16 protein-coding genes are annotated in these 17,316 nt (G+C 41.3%); all 16 read left to right on the top strand.

Translation table 11 applies throughout. The features are described from left to right. Nucleotides 1–119 precede the first annotated feature (119 nt). The 16 genes from AC2YHV_RS19375 (at nucleotide 120) to AC2YHV_RS19450 (ending at nucleotide 17,227) form a co-directional block, all read left to right on the top strand. The gene (locus AC2YHV_RS19375) at nucleotides 120–1,655 is read left to right on the top strand and encodes an ABC transporter ATP-binding protein (RefSeq protein ID WP_034313549.1); all 1,536 of its coding nucleotides are present in this window, start codon (nucleotides 120–122) and stop codon (nucleotides 1,653–1,655) included. Continuing rightward, on the top strand, nucleotides 1,648–2,691 hold the full coding sequence (locus AC2YHV_RS19380) for an ABC transporter permease (RefSeq protein ID WP_034313547.1): 1,044 nt from the start codon (nucleotides 1,648–1,650) through the stop codon (nucleotides 2,689–2,691). The genes AC2YHV_RS19375 and AC2YHV_RS19380 overlap by 8 nt, the downstream gene beginning before the upstream one ends. A 39-nt stretch (nucleotides 2,692–2,730) precedes the next feature. Further along, nucleotides 2,731–3,651, top strand: a complete 921-nt coding sequence (locus tag AC2YHV_RS19385; protein WP_048684941.1) for an ABC transporter permease — start codon at nucleotides 2,731–2,733, stop codon at nucleotides 3,649–3,651. Nucleotides 3,652–3,861: 210 nt separating this feature from the next. Beyond that, the gene (yfmF, locus tag AC2YHV_RS19390; RefSeq protein WP_057278388.1) at nucleotides 3,862–5,142 is read left to right on the top strand and encodes an EF-P 5-aminopentanol modification-associated protein YfmF; all 1,281 of its coding nucleotides are present in this window, start codon (nucleotides 3,862–3,864) and stop codon (nucleotides 5,140–5,142) included. After that, nucleotides 5,142–6,428, top strand: a complete 1,287-nt coding sequence (gene yfmH, locus AC2YHV_RS19395) for an EF-P 5-aminopentanol modification-associated protein YfmH (RefSeq protein ID WP_057278387.1) — start codon at nucleotides 5,142–5,144, stop codon at nucleotides 6,426–6,428. Before yfmF ends, yfmH begins: the two co-directional genes overlap by 1 nt. 19 nt (nucleotides 6,429–6,447) lie before the next feature. After that, nucleotides 6,448–7,173, top strand: a complete 726-nt coding sequence (gene ymfI / locus AC2YHV_RS19400) for an elongation factor P 5-aminopentanone reductase (protein WP_048684725.1) — start codon at nucleotides 6,448–6,450, stop codon at nucleotides 7,171–7,173. A gap of 82 nt (nucleotides 7,174–7,255) precedes the next feature. Continuing rightward, complete coding sequence (locus AC2YHV_RS19405) at nucleotides 7,256–7,513, top strand: DUF3243 domain-containing protein (protein ID WP_057278386.1); 258 nt, start codon at nucleotides 7,256–7,258, stop codon at nucleotides 7,511–7,513. Nucleotides 7,514–7,756: 243 nt separating this feature from the next. Continuing rightward, nucleotides 7,757–8,548 carry a DUF3388 domain-containing protein gene (locus AC2YHV_RS19410; RefSeq protein ID WP_034313530.1) on the top strand — a complete coding sequence of 264 codons (792 nt, stop codon included), beginning with the start codon at nucleotides 7,757–7,759 and terminating at the stop codon, nucleotides 8,546–8,548. A gap of 17 nt (nucleotides 8,549–8,565) precedes the next feature. Next, nucleotides 8,566–9,465 carry a helix-turn-helix domain-containing protein gene (locus tag AC2YHV_RS19415; RefSeq protein WP_057278385.1) on the top strand — a complete coding sequence of 300 codons (900 nt, stop codon included), beginning with the start codon at nucleotides 8,566–8,568 and terminating at the stop codon, nucleotides 9,463–9,465. A gap of 164 nt (nucleotides 9,466–9,629) precedes the next feature. Beyond that, on the top strand, nucleotides 9,630–10,214 hold the full coding sequence (gene pgsA / locus AC2YHV_RS19420) for a CDP-diacylglycerol--glycerol-3-phosphate 3-phosphatidyltransferase (protein ID WP_034313524.1): 585 nt from the start codon (nucleotides 9,630–9,632) through the stop codon (nucleotides 10,212–10,214). A gap of 23 nt (nucleotides 10,215–10,237) precedes the next feature. Then, nucleotides 10,238–11,470, top strand: coding sequence for a competence/damage-inducible protein A (locus tag AC2YHV_RS19425; protein WP_487373868.1), 1,233 nt, complete (start codon nucleotides 10,238–10,240; stop codon nucleotides 11,468–11,470). 348 nt (nucleotides 11,471–11,818) lie between these two features. Further along, nucleotides 11,819–12,865 carry a recombinase RecA gene (gene recA / locus AC2YHV_RS19430; protein ID WP_034313522.1) on the top strand — a complete coding sequence of 349 codons (1,047 nt, stop codon included), beginning with the start codon at nucleotides 11,819–11,821 and terminating at the stop codon, nucleotides 12,863–12,865. 352 nt (nucleotides 12,866–13,217) lie between these two features. Continuing rightward, nucleotides 13,218–14,777: a ribonuclease Y gene (rny, locus tag AC2YHV_RS19435; RefSeq protein ID WP_057278383.1), complete on the top strand. Its 1,560-nt coding sequence runs from the start codon at nucleotides 13,218–13,220 to the stop codon at nucleotides 14,775–14,777. A 152-nt stretch (nucleotides 14,778–14,929) separates the two neighbouring features. After that, a complete protein-coding gene (locus tag AC2YHV_RS19440) occupies nucleotides 14,930–15,727 on the top strand; it encodes a TIGR00282 family metallophosphoesterase (RefSeq protein WP_098865166.1) in 798 nt (265 codons plus the stop codon). 173 nt (nucleotides 15,728–15,900) lie between these two features. Beyond that, nucleotides 15,901–16,161 (top strand): stage V sporulation protein SpoVS, encoded by a 261-nt coding sequence (gene spoVS, locus AC2YHV_RS19445; protein WP_029281188.1) that lies wholly within the window; start codon nucleotides 15,901–15,903, stop codon nucleotides 16,159–16,161. A gap of 133 nt (nucleotides 16,162–16,294) precedes the next feature. Beyond that, nucleotides 16,295–17,227: a dipeptidase gene (locus AC2YHV_RS19450; RefSeq protein ID WP_411739775.1), complete on the top strand. Its 933-nt coding sequence runs from the start codon at nucleotides 16,295–16,297 to the stop codon at nucleotides 17,225–17,227. The last annotated feature ends 89 nt before the right edge of the window (nucleotides 17,228–17,316 follow it).

The following is a 17,316-nucleotide window of genomic DNA, read 5'->3' on the forward strand; positions in this document are numbered from 1 at the left end:
ATGAAAAACTATGAAAGAATCGTAGTTTTTCATTTGGTTTTTTTAAAAAAATCAATAAGCTAGTAAAAGCAATTAAATGATTTAAGAATATTTACACTCATTTTAGGAGTTGATAATACGTGGAATATGTAATTGAGATGCTTAATATCCGTAAGGAATTCCCCGGCATCGTCGCAAATGATAACGTTACACTTCAGGTTAAAAAAGGGGAGATTCACGCATTATTAGGTGAAAATGGCGCGGGTAAATCCACTTTGATGAATGTTTTATTCGGCTTATACCAGCCTGAGCAGGGAGAAATCCGTGTGAATGGCAAGCCAGTCAAGATTACCAGTCCCAACATTGCCAATGATTTAGGAATTGGGATGGTCCATCAGCATTTTATGCTCGTTGACCCTTTTACAGTAACGGAAAATATCATTTTAGGAAAAGAACCATCCAAAGCGGGTAAGATCGATTTAAAAGAAGCGAGCGAGGAAGTTAGGAAACTATCAGAACAATATCAGCTTCGTGTTGACCCCTATGCAAAAATTGCCGATATTTCAATAGGGATGCAGCAGCGTGTCGAGATTCTTAAGACGCTTTACCGTGGTGCGGAAATATTGATTTTTGATGAACCGACCGCTGTATTGACTCCTCAAGAAATCAAGGAATTGATTTATATTATGAAAGCCCTTATCAAAGAGGGTAAATCTATCATTTTAATCACACACAAACTTAAGGAAATCATGGAGGTTTGTGACCGGGTAACGGTTATCCGCAAAGGGCAAGGAATTGGTACAGTGAACGTCAACGAAACGAATCCTAACGAATTGGCGAGCTTGATGGTCGGTAGGGAAGTTCTATTCAAGACGGAAAAAACGGCCGCTACTCCTTCGGATGTAGTTCTCGAGGTTCAGGAACTGGAAGTCAAGGATTCCCGGGGCGTTTCAGCTGTTCGGAACTTGGATTTAACAGTCCGTGCAGGAGAAATTGTCGGTATTGCCGGTGTAGATGGAAACGGTCAATCCGAACTGATTGAGGCATTGGCTGGCCTAAGGAAGACAACAGCTGGTTCGATCATGCTAAATGGAAAAGAAATCAGGAATCTGAAGCCGCGTAAAATCACTGAAGCAGGTGTCGGCCATATTCCAGAAGACAGGCATAAGCATGGATTGGTTCTCGATTACAGCATTGGGGAAAATATTGTCTTGCAAACCTACTATCAAAGGCCTTTTTCAAAAGCCGGTATCTTGAACTCAAAGAAAATATTTGAAAAAGCCCGTTCATTGATCAAAAGCTATGATGTTCGGACTCCGAGTGAATATACCCCGGCAAGGGCTCTTTCTGGCGGGAATCAACAAAAAGCGATCATCGGCCGGGAAGTTGATAGGAACCCGGATTTATTGATTGCCGCACAGCCAACACGCGGGCTTGATGTAGGAGCGATCGAGTTTATCCATAAACGGCTCATTGAACAGCGTGATGCAGGAAAAGCAGTACTTCTCATTTCATTTGAATTGGAAGAAATCATGAATGTGAGCGATAGGATTGCCGTTATATACGAAGGGGAAATCGTCGCAATTGTCGATCCGAAAGAAACGACTGAACAGGAGCTTGGCCTTCTAATGGCCGGCAGTAAACGGACGGAAGCAGGTGGAAAACAAAATGTCTAAGTATTTATCTAAATTAACGAGTCCGTTAATAGCAGTTATCCTCGGCTTAGTCGTTGGGGCCATAATCATGTTGGTAAGCGGCTATGACCCAGTTGCCGGCTATGGCTCCATGGTAAATGGAATTATTGGGGATTCTTATTATGTAGGGGAATCCGTCAGGACAATCATCCCTTATATCCTTGCCGGTTTGGCAGTGGCTTTTGCTTTTCGCACGGGCCTTTTCAATATCGGTGTAGAAGGGCAATTAATTGTAGGCTGGCTGGCTGCAGTTTGGGTCGGAATCGCTTTTGATCTTCCAAGGATCATCCATTTGCCATTGGCCATATTAGCTGGTGCAGCTGCTGGGGCATTATGGGCTTTTATCCCTGGTTATTTAAAAGCTAAGTTCCGTGTACATGAAGTAATCGTTTCCATCATGTTGAATTATACAGCTTTATATGTGACGAATTATTTAATTAGGAATGTAATGACTGACAAGCTGGATAAAACAGAAAGAATTGCTGATACAGCATCACTGCGGTCTCCTTTTTTTGAAAGCATTACGGATTTTTCCCGGATGCATTGGGGAATAGTCGTAGCGATTATTTGCGTAATCATCATGTGGTTCCTGCTTGAAAGGACCAAAACCGGCTTTGAACTGAAAGCGGTAGGTTTCAATCAGCACGCGTCCGAGTATGCAGGGATGAGTGTCAATAAGAACATCATACTTTCCATGGTTATTTCAGGTGCTTTTGCAGGACTTGCGGGTGCGATGGAAGGCCTTGGAACTTTCGGTTATGCCGCGGTCAAGGGCGGGTTCACAGGTATGGGCTTTGATGGGATTGCAGTAGCCTTATTAGGGGCGAATACGGCTATTGGTGTTGTGCTTGCAGCCTTATTGTTTGGGGGACTGAAAGCCGGGGCCTTAAATATGCCGCTAGAAACCGGAATACCTAGTGAAATTGTGGATATTGTCATAGCATTGATCATTTTCTTCGTAGCATCCAGTTATTTTATTCGTTGGATTGCCGCTCGATTTAAGAAAGGGGTGAAATAAGTGGATTTCTTCCAAGTATTACAAATTATTATTCCATCTATGATAGCTCTAGCTGCTCCACTTATTTTTACTTCACTCGGAGGAGTGTTTTCTGAACGGGCTGGTGTCATAAACATCGGTTTAGAAGGTTTGATGGTCATTGGTGCCTTTACAGGGATTGTTTTTAACTTAATGTTTGCTGATGTATTTGGGGAATGGACTCCTTGGCTCGCAGTCTTAGCGGCAATGATTGCCGGCTTGCTGTTTTCCATTCTGCACGCTGTGGCATGCATTACGTTCAGGGCGGACCAAACGGTTAGTGGGGTTGCCATCAACTTGTTGGCAGTAGGTCTGACCATGTTTTTGGTGAAGCTGATTTTTGACAAAGGTCAAACTGATAGAATCACAGAAACATTCCCAAGGATTGATGTTCCATTATTAAGTGATATTCCATTTATTGGGCCCATCTTTTTCGCAAATGGTTATTACATCGTATATATAGCGATTCTCATATCTTTTGTCGTTTGGTATGTTCTTTATAAAACACCATTCGGGTTAAGGATTCGTGCAGTGGGAGAACATCCCATGGCTGCTGATACGATGGGTGTCAATGTTACGAAAATCCGATATGCCGCCGTTTTATTATCAGGTGCTTTTGGAGGGATCGGCGGAGCGATTTATGCTACCATCTTTTCAAATGAATTCAATCATGCGACAATTAATGGTCAAGGTTTCATGGCCATTGCCGCCATGATTTTTGGTAAGTGGCACCCGATTGGGGCAATGGGAGCAGCTTTATTCTTTGGTTTGGCTCAAAGTTTAAGTATCGTTGGCTCGAGCCTTCCTTTCTTCAAGGATATTCCATCAGTTTACCTCTTGATCGCTCCATATGTTCTGACGATCATTGCGCTAACTGGTTTCATTGGACGTGCTGATGCTCCAAAAGCATCCGGACAGCCATACATCAAAGGGAAAAGATAAGTGTCTAACCGGTCAGCAAACTGTGCTGGCCGGTTTTTTCTTTAGAGATTGAGCCATAAATGATGGTGAGCTGGTGAAAAAACAAAAAAAGTAGCTGTAACTTGCATGATTTTTCCTTTCACATGTATATTTTAAGTAGATGTTTAAAAGGGTTCCAAACTACAAACAATAAGCTAATAAAGGTGATTTATATAATGAGGAGGATTATTCATGTCTATTGCTTCCGATACAATTACGGAAAAAAGCGGCTACAAGCTTCATGTGGTCCGGACGGATAAATATAAAACAAATACTCTCGTGCTGAAGATGAAGGCCGCTTTGACAAAAGAGGACGTTACATATCGTGCACTGCTGCCATATGTGTTACAAAGCAATACAAGTAAATATCCTACAACACCCGAGCTTCGATCTTATCTTGATGATTTATATGGAGCAGGGTTTTATGTCGATGTAGCTAAAAAAGGAGAATATCAAATCATAAGTTTTACGATTGATATCGTCAATGAAAAATTCCTTAGTGATTCAACCCCGCTTCTCGAAAAGGCTTTTGGGTTGTTATCAGAGGTGATCTTCAATCCGAAGAAAAACGGCGAAGCCTTTGACTCTAAAACGGTTTCCAATGAAATCCGTTCCTTAAAACAGCGGATTCAATCCATTTCCGATGACAAAATGCGATATTCAGCTACACGTCTAGTAGAGGAAATGTGCAAAAACGAACCATATGCTTTAGAAGCGAGCGGTAATCTTCAAGACTTGGAAACGATAACTCCAGAGTCCCTATTCGCCTACTATAAAAAAATGCTGTCGGAAGATGAAATCGATTTATATGTAATCGGCGACATCGATGGATCGGAAGTGGAGGCACTGGCTGACAAGTATGTGTCGTTGCAAGAACGTGAGCCTGTTAGACTGCCGAGGGATACGGGCAAGGCAGTGGAGAAGGAAAAAGAAATCATCGAGAATTCGGATGTGAAACAAGGGAAATTGAATATCGGTTATCGAACCCAAGTTGCATACGGTGATCCGGATTATTATGCTCTTCAGCTTTTCAATGGGATTTTTGGTGGCTTTTCACATTCAAAACTTTTCATTAATGTCAGGGAGAAAGCCAGCCTTGCTTATTATGCAGCTTCAAGGCTTGAAAGTCATAAAGGACTATTGATGGTCATGGCCGGCATTGAAAATGCCAACTACAAGCAGGCATTGGATATCATTCATGCACAAATGAAGGAAATGAAGCAAGGTAACTTTTCCGATGAAGAACTTGCACAGACAAAGGCGGTCGTTAAGAACCAGCTCCTTGAAACCATTGACGTTTCGAGAGGGCTTGTGGAAATTTTATATCATAATGTGATTTCCGGGCAGGATATATCACTCGACGAGTGGTTTACAAAAACAGAGCGGACGACAAAGGAAGAAATCATTGCAGTTGGTCAAAAGATCCAGCTTGATACGATTTATTTCCTAACGGAAGCGGAGGTGCAAGGGTAATGGAAAAAATAGCATTCACTCAATTGAAAGAAGAGCTTTTCCATGAAAAAATGGATAATGGTCTCGAAGTATATATTCTTCCGAAAAGCGGGTTCAATAAATCATTTGCGACTTTCACGACGAATTATGGTTCAATCGACAACCATTTCAAACCATTGAATGAAACGGAATTTTCTAAAGTACCAGATGGGATTGCCCATTTTCTTGAACATAAGCTATTTGAAAAGGAAGATGGTGATGTTTTTCAGCAATTTTCAAAGCAGGGAGCATCTGCAAATGCCTTTACCTCTTTCACCCGTACAGCTTATTTATTTTCCAGCACGTCTGATTTCGAGAGGAATCTTACTACCTTAATTGACTTTGTCCAGGACCCTTACTTTTCGGAAAAGACGGTAGAAAAGGAAAAAGGAATCATTGGGCAGGAAATCAACATGTATGATGATAATTCAGACTGGCGGTTATATTTTGGGACGATTGCCAATATGTATCATCAGCATCCAGTGAAAATCGATATTGCCGGTACTGTGGAATCGATTGCAGGTATTACGAAAGATATGCTTTATGAATGTTATAATACGTTTTACCATCCTAGCAACATGCTCCTATTTGTTGTAGGACCGGTAGATGTCGAAAGTACCATGAAACTGATTCGGGATAACCAAAATGATAAAGGGTACAACGAACAACCAGCAGTGGAACGTAAATTTGACGAAGAGCCGGAAATCGTTGCCAAGGATAAGGAAGTCTTAAGGATGAATGTCCAGACACCAAAAGTGATGCTGGGCATCAAGGCCATCAATGTAAACCAATCCGGTTTACAGCTTTTGAAAAGGGAATTGGCGACCAATATTTATTTGGAAATGCTGTTTGGCAAAAGTTCGCCTTTGCATGAGGAGCTGTATGAGGAAGGGTTGATCGATCAAAGCTTCTCATATGATTACACACAGGAACAAGGTTTTGGGTTTGCGTTAATTGGCGGGGACAGTGCCAAACCTGATGAGTTGATGGAGTCTTTATTCGGTATCCTGCAAAAATCAAAAGCCGGAACCGGCCTGAATGAAGAAAGCCTGCAAAGGACTATCAAGAAAAAAATCGGTTCTTTCCTTCGTTCCTTGAATTCGCCGGAATATATAGCGAATCAATTCACCAGATATGCATTCAATGATATGAACTTGTTCGATGTTGTATCGGTATTGGAAAAACTAACTATCGAAGATATCAGGGAGGTCGCCAAGGACTTAATATCCGATGAACGGATGACAGTCTGTCAGGTACTTCCGAAATAATATAAAAGGGGGCGTGAAAGTGGGGAAACGTTTTGCCCTTATTACAGGAGCCAGTGGAGGAATCGGCAGGGAAATCGCTATAAAGCTCGCCGAGGAGAATTACTCACTTTATTTACATTATAACAGCAATGAAGAAGCGATACTTGCCCTGATTGAAGAACTGAAGCCTCATCAAGTCGAACTTATTCCGATACAAGCGGATTTGGCTGCACCGGACGGCTATAAGAAATTGGCGGAAAATATTTTTGCCCTTCATGCAATCGTCCTTAATAGTGGCAATAGCTATTATGGGCTTATATCTGATATGGATGAGACTATCGTTACTGAAATGGTTCAGCTGCATGTAACGAGCCCTTTCCAATTAACAAAGGAACTGCTTCCAAAGCTTATGTACCAAGAACAGGCTGCCATCGTTGCCGTCACATCAATTTGGGGGCAGACAGGTGCATCTTGTGAAGTATTATATTCAATGGTCAAAGGCAGTCAAAATGCTTTTATCAAGGCGCTTAGCAAAGAAGTATCGCTTAATGGAATCCGGGTGAATGCCGTTGCCCCCGGTGCGATTTCCACTTCCATGCTCGAATCTTTCAGTGCAGAAGATCTGGAAATCATCAAAGGCGATATCCCGATGGGCAGGATGGGGCATTCCAAAGAAGTCGCGGAGGCCGTATACTATTTGCTTTCCGACAAGTCGTCCTATATAACCGGGCAAATTTTAGGCGTAAATGGCGGATGGTACACATGATTTTTTTAAAAAGACATGAATAATTTCCTCAATTTCTTCACAAAATATCTTTGTACTATTTTGAAGGAAAGGGTGACCATTCATGTCTGTACTGGACAATTGGGATCAATGGAAAAACTTCTTAGGCGACAGATTACATCAAGGTGAACAACAAGGCTTGTCAGAAGGCGCTGTTACCAACTTGGCTTACGAAATCGGTGATTACCTAGCTAATCAGGTTGAGCCCCAGAATGACCAAGAGAAAGTGCTTGCTGATCTTTGGTCAGTGGCAAGCGATCAAGAAAAACATGCCATGGCAAGTGTCATGGTCAAGTTAGTCGAGAACAATGGAACGAAGTAAAATATCAATCCAAAAGGCCCTGTTATTAATTAACAGGGCCTTTTGGATTCGAGGGGGATGACTATTTGTCCTCTTATATAAAAATGAATACTTTTATAGGGTTTTTCCTTTTAACTTATCACGAAATGCTATATTATAGAAGCTAGACAATTAATATTAAAGTGTTCAGACCTTGAAATTTACGATGGATAAGTTTTTTGCCCATGATTAGGGTAAAAGCTTTTAGGCTTAAGGAGTGTTATCGTGGATAATAAAGAATGGTATTTTGAATATGAAATTCAAGTCAACCGTCCTGGTTTATTAGGGGATATTTCATCCCTTCTGGGTATGCTTTCCATTAATATCATCACCATTAACGGGGTCGATGAAGGAAGGCGTGGGTTACTTTTGTTGGCCAAAGACAGCCGTAATATAGAAAGATTCGAGTCAATTCTCCGTACGATGGATACGATAAAGGTCATTAAGCTTAGGGAACCTAAATTACGTGATCGCCTCGCAGTCAGGCATGGACGCTATATTCAGCGCGATGCCGATGAGAAAAACACTTTTAGGTTTGTTCGTGATGAACTAGGCTTGCTTGTCGATTTCCTGGCCGAGCTATTTAAACAGGAAGGTCATAAATTGATCGGGATCCGAGGGATGCCCCGTGTCGGAAAAACTGAATCTATCGTGGCATCGAGTGTTTGTGCTAATAAGAGATGGTTGTTTGTGTCCTCGACCCTTTTAAAGCAGACTATCCGCAGCCAGCTTATTGAGGATGAATATAATAATGATAATTTGTTCATTTTAGATGGAATTGTTTCCACTCGCCGTGCAAATGAGCGTCATTGGCAGTTGATTCGTGAAATAATGAGGCTTGATGCTGTCAAAGTAATCGAACATCCGGATGTTTTCGTCCAAAATACGGAGTATACCCTCGAAGACTTTGATTATATTATTGAATTGCGAAACAATCCTGAAGAAGAAATAACATATGAAGTTGTCGACCAAAAAGACCAGTTTTCAGGGTCCGATTTTGGTTCCTTTGACTTTTAAAATGGCAGGTGTTTTATTTGACTGAGTTGGGTAATCGATTAAAGGAAGCTAGGGAAGCCAAAGGTCTTAGCCTAGAAGATTTGCAGGAATTAACGAAGATCCAAAAGCGTTACCTCATTGGCATTGAAGAGGGAAATTACAGTATGATGCCAGGAAAGTTCTATGTACGGGCATTCATAAAGCAATATTGTGAAGCGGTCGGACTGGATTCAGAAGAGATTTTCGAACAATATAAGAGTGAAATACCATCGGTCTATAGTGAGGAATTGCCAGAACAGCTTTCACGGGTCCAATCCCGGAAAACCATTCCGGCAGGAGATTCAAAGGTAGTGGAATTGTTACCGAAGATCTTGGCTGCGGTTTTAGTCATTGGTGCGGCCGTATTGATTTGGGTTCTGGTATTGAACTATATGAGTAATCCGGATAACGAGGACAAAAAGGACGCGAAACAAAGCGATGCCGTGGGTTACAATAAAAGTGAAGAGTTTAACAAAGAAGAAGAGAATGCAGACCAAAAACAGAATGAAGAAAAATCAGATTCATCTGAAAAGAAGAATGAAGATGATACAGCAGTCAAAGATGAAGAGAAAGAGCAAAATCTTGCCGTCACAAGTTCCAGCGGTAAAAATAGTACGTATGAATTAAAAAATACCGATACTTTTAAATTAAAGGTGACCTCCAAAGGCTCACCATGGGTCGGCATAAAAAATGGTGAAGGTAAATTACTTTTCCAAGGCACTATCGAAAAGGATAAAAGCCAAGAAATTGATTTCACCAATGAAAAAGAAGCTGTCATCAATATAGGCAGGGCATATGAAACAGAGATTTATGTGAATGATGAGAAGCTGGAGTATTCCATTTCACCGACTGAAGTGAATACGCAATTGGTTACGATACAATTTACGAAAGCCGAATAGTCATCTTATAGATGACTATTTTTGCTCTATTTAATGGTAAGGCGGCGGGGAATGGTCCACTCGGCATATAAGATTGGATTTTGAGTTAAATTATACATATAAGCATTATTTTAGATCTAAGACGCAGGCCCGAATGGCAGGCGTAAATTTTGGAGGTAAAAGTTTTGAATCTGCCTAATAAGATTACAGTAGCAAGAATCTGTTTAATACCAGTATTTTTAATCATCATGCTCGTTCCTTTTTCATGGGGGACTCTGACTTGGGGAGAATACAGTTTGCCAGTGGCACACCTGGCTGGAGCCATCCTCTTTATAATCGCTTCCACTACGGATTGGATCGATGGCCATTTTGCCAGAAAATATAATATGATTACTGATTTAGGGAAATTTTTAGATCCATTGGCAGATAAACTTCTTGTTTCGGCTGCCTTAATCGTTTTGGTTGATCTGGATTTAATGTACGGTCAATCTTGGATTGCCATCGTGATCATAAGTCGCGAGTTTGCAGTCACTGGATTGCGTTTGGTGTTAGCGGGTACAGGGGAAGTGGTTGCAGCGAACCAGCTAGGTAAAATTAAAACATGGGCACAAATTGTTTCTATTTCGGCTTTATTGCTGCATAACCTTCCATTTGCCCTCATTTCACTTCCATTTGCCAATATCGCATTATGGATTGCATTAATCTTTACAATCTGGTCAGGTTTGGATTATTTTATAAAAAACAAAGAAGTGTTTGTTAATTCAAAGTAAAAACGAATGGTGGTTTTGAAAAGATGGATGCAGAAATCATTGCAGTGGGCTCAGAGCTTCTTTTAGGTCAAATCAATAACACTAATGGAAGATTCTTATCGCAGCAGTTTGCGGAAATGGGGATCAACGTTTTTTACCATACTGTGGTCGGGGATAACGACCGTCGATTACATCAAGCTATAGAAGTCGCTGAATCGAGGGCGAACTTGATTGTTTTTACCGGTGGGCTTGGTCCTACCAAAGATGACTTAACGAAAGAAACGATTGCTCGCCATATCGGGAAAAAGCTCGTTTTTAATGATGAAGCTTTGCAATCCATTGAAGCTTACTTCCAAAAACGGGAACGGCCGATGACGGAAAACAACAAAAAGCAGGCCCTTGTCTTAGAAGGCAGTGAAGTGTTGGCAAACGATCATGGCATGGCCCCAGGAATGGTTTTGTCCAAATCCGGGATTACATATATGCTTCTGCCTGGTCCACCAAGTGAAATGGAGCCGATGTTTTTAAGTTATGGTTATGAAAAGATCATGAATAAATTGGAAAAGCATGAACGGATTGATTCCAAGGTTTTACGGTTCTACGGTATAGGTGAAGCCGAACTGGAAACGGTGATTGAAGATCTCCTTGTCAATCAAACGAATCCGACAATCGCTCCGCTGGCAGCCGAAGGGGAAGTGACGTTAAGGATCACCGCCAAAGGCCCTTCCAAAGAAAAATGCGAAGAACTTATTTTAGAAACGGAAAAAGAAATTCTTGGCAGGGTCGGCAAGTTCCATTATGGAAGTGATAATACTTCGCTAATAAAGGAACTTGTAAAAGAATTAACGGTCCGCAAGCTTTCAATCGCGGCAGCTGAAAGCTTGACCGGGGGGATGTTCCAAGAACAGCTGACAACCATCCCGGGCGCCGGTAAAGTCTTTAAGGGCGGAATGGTCTGCTATACGAATGATGCGAAGTCCAATGTCCTCGGCGTCAGTGATGATACCATATCTGAGTATGGGGTGGTCAGCGGTGAGTGTGCAATGGAAATGGCCTCTAATGTCCGGAGTAAGCTCGATGCGGATGTAGGCATAAGTTTTACGGGTGTTGCAGGGCCGGATGAACAAGAAGGCAAGCCTGTTGGTACAGTATTTATTGGCATTTCCTATCGCGATGGAAACACTCATTTCAAGGAGTTGAATCTTTCCGGTAGCAGGGCGCAAAACCGTATTCGGAGTGTGAAATACGGCTGTCATTACCTATTAAGGGATTTATAAACGCCATAAGCAGAGCTTTAATACAGCTCTGCTTTTTATTTGGTTTTAGAAGTTTGTTTCTTGAAAAATAGGGAAAAAAGAAAAAAGTTAATTCAATAAAAATGTATTTTTTAGGGAGTAAGTGAAGCGAAATGGAAATTTCCTTAAGCTAAAACGCTTTTTTACAAAGAATATCCCGAAAGAAAAAAACGAATGAATGTTCGACTTTTTGCTTGGCAAAATAGTAAAAAGAGTATATAGTAAAGATAGGTTTTGAGACAGGGTACAAACCTTGAACTCGAATAATTGCTAACGTAAGTACACCTTTAATCGGACAGCCGATTAGTTGAATATAGAGGAGGAAATTAAGTGAGTGATCGTCAAGCGGCTTTAGATATGGCGTTAAAACAAATTGAGAAACAATTTGGTAAAGGTTCGATTATGAAACTTGGGGAACAGACTGATCGTAGGATTTCAACGATCTCAAGCGGTTCTTTAGCATTGGACGTAGCGTTGGGAGTAGGCGGATATCCAAGAGGCCGGGTCATTGAGATATATGGACCTGAAAGCTCCGGTAAAACGACTGTAGCATTACATGCCATTGCAGAGGTACAAAAGACTGGCGGGACGGCTGCATTCATTGATGCCGAGCATGCTTTAGATCCAGCATATTCAGAAAAACTTGGTGTGAATATCGATGAGTTACTGCTTTCACAGCCTGATACGGGTGAACAAGCCCTAGAGATCGCTGAAGCGTTAGTTCGAAGCGGAGCGGTAGATATCATTGTCATTGACTCGGTGGCGGCACTTGTACCAAAAGCTGAAATCGAAGGCGAAATGGGAGATTCCCATATGGGTCTCCAAGCCCGGATGATGTCTCAGGCACTTAGAAAACTGTCTGGTTCCATTAATAAATCAAATACCATTGCCATTTTCATTAACCAAGTCCGTGAAAAAATCGGTGTTATGTTTGGGAATCCAGAAACGACTCCGGGAGGCCGGGCATTGAAGTTCTATTCAACTGTTCGTCTGGAAGTGCGCCGTGCGGAGCAATTAAAACAAGGTAATGAAATCGTGGGTAATAAAACGAAAATCAAAGTTGTAAAAAACAAAGTTGCTCCACCATTCCGCCAAGCAGAAGTTGACATCATGTATGGTCAAGGGATTTCACAGGAAGGTGAAATCATCGATATGGGTGCAGACCTTGATATCGTCCTTAAAAGCGGCTCATGGTATTCATACAATGAAGAGCGTGTCGGACAAGGCCGTGAAAATGCGAAGCTTTTCCTGAAAGAAAATCAGGACATCGCTCAGGAAATTTCTCAGAAAATTAGAGATCACTATAATCTTGATGGGGAGCATGAATTACCACCAGAAGAAAATGAAACAGAAGAGCATTTTGAATTGCTTGATTAATGATATTTGAAAAGGCCTAAGCTTATTCGCTTAGGCCTTTTATGTATATTTTAAGAAAAATGCGAAATTTTCAGTGGATTAAATGGCATTATAATCAGATTTACAGACTGCTTCCACAATGAATGCTGTACATTATGATGGTTGATATTAAGAAAACTTGAATAAACATTGATACATAAGGGACAAACGCTTGACAATAAAAATTCTCAACTATACAATTAATATGTATATTTTACAATTTTTCAAACTAAAATTTTGAAAATTAAGTGCTGTATATTGAATTTATGTGCAATGTACTTGCCGACAGTTCAACATTTTATGTAAAAAGTTCATAGCAAGGGGAGGTGAAACGATGGAACCCATGACAATCATCTTCACTTTGCTTGGCCTAATCGTCGGTGCAGTTGTTGGTTATTTTATTCACAAATCAAAATTTGAGAGTAGAATAGCAGGGGCAAAGGGCTCTGCAGAACACATCCTTGAGGATGCAAAACGTGAAGCGGAAGCACTTAAGAAAGAAGCCTTGTTGGAAGCAAAAGATGAAATTCATAAAGTTCGTGCCGATTCGGATCGGGAAGCCCGTGAAAGAAGGAACGAATTACAAAAACAAGAAAATCGGTTATTGCAAAGAGAAGAGAATCTGGACCGTAAGGATGAAACGTTAGACAAACGTGAGAGCCTTTTGGAGAAAAAAGAAGATTCTCTAAACCAAAGACAACAGCATATTGAAGAGATGGAAAGCAAAGTGGAAGAGATGGTTCGTAAGCAGCAAACAGAGCTTGAACGTGTTTCCGGTTTAACTCGTGAAGAGGCTAAAGCAATCATTATAGACCGAATGGAAAACGAGCTTGCTCACGATGTAGCGCTTATGATTAAAGAAAGTGATACCCGTGCCAAAGAAGAAGCTGATAAAAAAGCAAAAGAAGTCCTTTCTCTTGCCATTCAGCGTTGTGCGGCTGATCATGTTGCAGAGACCACCGTTTCTGTAGTAAATCTTCCAAACGATGAAATGAAAGGACGGATAATCGGACGTGAAGGACGAAATATCCGGACGTTAGAAACGCTAACAGGTATTGACCTTATTATTGATGATACTCCTGAAGCTGTCATTTTATCTGGATTCGATCCAATTAGACGGGAAACGGCACGCTTGGCTCTTGAGAAACTTGTTCAGGACGGACGGATCCATCCGGCTCGTATTGAAGAAATGGTTGACAAAGCAAGACGTGAGGTAGATGAACATATTCGTGAAATTGGTGAACAGACTACTTTTGAAGTTGGAGTTCACGGTCTCCATCCAGATCTCATCAAAATACTAGGACGTTTGAAATTCCGTACCAGTTATGGGCAAAACGTACTTAAACATTCAATTGAAGTGGCCCAGCTTTCAGGTTTACTGGCCGCTGAGCTCGGTGAGGATGAAGTTCTTGCCCGCCGTGCAGGTTTATTGCATGATATTGGGAAAGCGATAGATCATGAAGTGGAAGGCAGTCACGTTGAAATTGGCGTTGAATTAGCCACCAAATATAAAGAGCATCCAACTGTCATTAACAGCATCGCTTCACATCATGGCGATACGGAACCAACTTCCATCATTTCAGTGCTTGTGGCTGCCGCTGATGCATTATCAGCTGCAAGACCGGGAGCAAGAAGTGAAACGCTTGAAAATTACATTAGAAGACTTGAAAAACTTGAGGAAATTTCCGAGTCCTATGATGGAGTGGAGAAATCTTTTGCGATTCAAGCCGGACGAGAAGTGCGGATTCTAGTGAAACCAGAACAAATCGATGACCTTTCGGCACATCGACTCGCACGTGATATCCGGAAAAGGATTGAAGAAGAGCTCGATTACCCAGGTCATATAAAAGTCACGGTCATCCGTGAAACAAGAGCAGTCGAATATGCCAAATAATTGTTAGTGAAAGACGAAGTGGTGCAAACCACTTCGTTTTTTCTTTTTCCGATATGAATCGTTAAGCATAATTCTTATAATTACCCCCAATTATGTTACAATACATACTTGAATAATTCATATAATCAGGTGAATCCAGAAAGGGTTTTACAATGAAATTGCTATTTATAGGGGATGTAGTGGGATCTCCAGGTCGTGACATGATCCAAGAATACCTTCCTAAGTTAAAAGAAAAGTATCGTCCGCATATCACGGTCATCAATGGCGAGAATGCAGCAAGTGGCCGGGGGATTACAGAAAAGATTTACCGCAGTTTTTTAGAGTGGGGAGCGCAGGCAGTGACCATGGGAAACCATACATGGGATAATCGTGATATTTTCAACTTTATTGATGAAGCGAAATATCTTGTCCGTCCAGCAAACTTTCCAGACGGGGTACCCGGAGAAGGTATGAAATTTTTAAAATTTAACCAGCATGAAATAGCGGTCATCAATTTGCAAGCGAGAACGTTCATGCCGGATTTGGATTGTCCGTTCAAAAAGGCGGAAGAACTAGTGGCGGAGGCTCGAAAAAAGACACCGATCATCTTTGTCGATTTTCATGGTGAAGCGACAAGTGAAAAGCAAGCCATGGGTTGGTTCCTGGATGGTAAGGTTACAGCAGTCGTTGGTACACACACACACGTCCAGACAGCAGATAACCGTATATTACCTGCAGGCACCGCTTACATATCAGATGTAGGCATGACAGGACCATATGATGCCATCCTTGGTATGGAAAGAGAGGCAGTCATCCATCGGTTCCTGACCAGCCTTCCAGTTCGTTTCGAAGTCCCAAAAGAGGGACGTACCCTATTAAGCGGGGTTCTCCTTGAAATTGATGAGAAAACTGGCAAGGCAAAGAAGATAGAAAGGATTCTGATTAACGAAGATCATCCCTTTTACCATTGATTCGAACGGATGGACAGTCAAACTGCCATCCGTTTTTCCATTCTTTAATAAATGGTGTACAATCCCGGTTTTCTTTGTCATACAAGTTTTACTTGATGAATATAGTAGCAGTGGAAAGTGTTATAACTATTTAGCCAAGTTAGAATCGGCAGGGAAAACAAGGAGGACTAGGAATGGAAATATTAAAAGTTTCAGCAAAATCTAATCCTAATTCTGTAGCAGGCGCACTAGCGGGAGTGCTCAGGGAAAGAGGAGCAGCCGAAATTCAAGCAATCGGTGCAGGTGCGTTAAATCAAGCCGTCAAGGCAGTAGCAATCGCAAGAGGGTTTGTCGCACCTAGTGGAGTTGACTTGATTTGTATTCCTGCCTTTACAGATATACTTATTGATGGCGAAGAGAGAACGGCAATAAAACTAATCATTGAACCAAGATAATTGCAAGTTTGGGTGTCCTGTTTGTCGGATGGCGAGCAGGCACTTTTTTGTCGTGACTTCCAAATGACGAAAGGCCCGTGTCGCCTTATAATGGTATATATAATCATAAAAAAGTACAGGAAGGGGGATTACATTGGAGATTTTTGATGCACATTGTGATGTGCTGATGAAGATGTTCATCGATCCGGATATTTCTTTTACAAATAGTGATAAATTACATATAACAAAGCGGGGTTTATTGGACGAAGGGGGAAAAGTCCAATGTTTTGCCATATATATACCTGAAAAAGTCCACCCTGATATGAGATTTCAAGCGGCTTTGGCGATGGTGGATATTTTTCATGAAAAGATTTTGTCGGAGCCGGAAATGAAATTTATAAAGACCAAGGCAGATATCGAATCTTTAAAAGAAAAGGAAATCGGTGCAATGCTAACTTTGGAGGGGTGCGATTGCATTGGGAATGATTTGTTGAAACTGAAAACCCTTATTCATCTTGGAGTATCCTCCGTAGGTTTGACTTGGAATCACGCTAACTTGGTAGCGGATGGGGCATTGGAAACAAGAGGGGGAGGCTTGACCGGGTTTGGAACGGAAGTGGTCGCGCTACTGAATGAGAAGTCAATTTGGTGTGATTTATCCCATTTATCTGAAGCTGGATTTTGGGACACCCTAAAGTTGGCGAAATTCCCGATCGCCTCCCATTCGAATGCTTATCAGCTTTGTCCGCATCCGCGAAATTTAAAGGACGGGCAGATAAAAGCCCTTTTACAGAAAAATGGGATGATCGGAGTAACCTTTGTCCCGCAATTTCTAGCAAATGGCCCGGTTACGATAAAGGATATCTTGAAACATATAGAGCATATATGCAGTTTGGGCGGGGAAAGACAAATTGGATTAGGGTCCGACTTCGATGGAATCGATCATATGGTAGAGAAGTTAACGTCATATAAGGATTATCATAACTTAATAAATGAATTGAACAGGCTTTATTCCAGTGAGTTTGTAAAAGGTCTCCTTTTTGATAATTTCACTCGTAATTTTCCGCTTGAAAAGGAAATATCTTAAGTGATTTTAAATTCTTACTATATAGATATGAATAAATATTCTGAAAATATAAAAAATAAAAGCAAAAAGGTTGCAATTTGATGATTTAA

The sequence above is a fragment of the Peribacillus sp. SRI_006 genome, assembly GCF_057586375.1.

What these genes read in the sequence shown, in the direction of transcription:
- AC2YHV_RS19380 (WP_034313547.1), top strand. Translation starts at nt 1,648, where the DNA reads ATGTCTAAGTATTTATCTAAATTAACGAGTCCGTTAATAGCAGTTATC.
- AC2YHV_RS19385 (WP_048684941.1), top strand. Translation starts at nt 2,731, where the DNA reads ATGATAGCTCTAGCTGCTCCACTTATTTTTACTTCACTCGGAGGAGTG.
- yfmF (WP_057278388.1), top strand. Translation starts at nt 3,862, where the DNA reads ATGTCTATTGCTTCCGATACAATTACGGAAAAAAGCGGCTACAAGCTT.
- yfmH (WP_057278387.1), top strand. Translation starts at nt 5,142, where the DNA reads ATGGAAAAAATAGCATTCACTCAATTGAAAGAAGAGCTTTTCCATGAA.
- AC2YHV_RS19405 (WP_057278386.1), top strand. Translation starts at nt 7,256, where the DNA reads ATGTCTGTACTGGACAATTGGGATCAATGGAAAAACTTCTTAGGCGAC.
- AC2YHV_RS19425 (WP_487373868.1), top strand. Translation starts at nt 10,238, where the DNA reads ATGGATGCAGAAATCATTGCAGTGGGCTCAGAGCTTCTTTTAGGTCAA.
- rny (WP_057278383.1), top strand. Translation starts at nt 13,218, where the DNA reads ATGGAACCCATGACAATCATCTTCACTTTGCTTGGCCTAATCGTCGGT.
- AC2YHV_RS19440 (WP_098865166.1), top strand. Translation starts at nt 14,930, where the DNA reads ATGAAATTGCTATTTATAGGGGATGTAGTGGGATCTCCAGGTCGTGAC.
- spoVS (WP_029281188.1), top strand. Translation starts at nt 15,901, where the DNA reads ATGGAAATATTAAAAGTTTCAGCAAAATCTAATCCTAATTCTGTAGCA.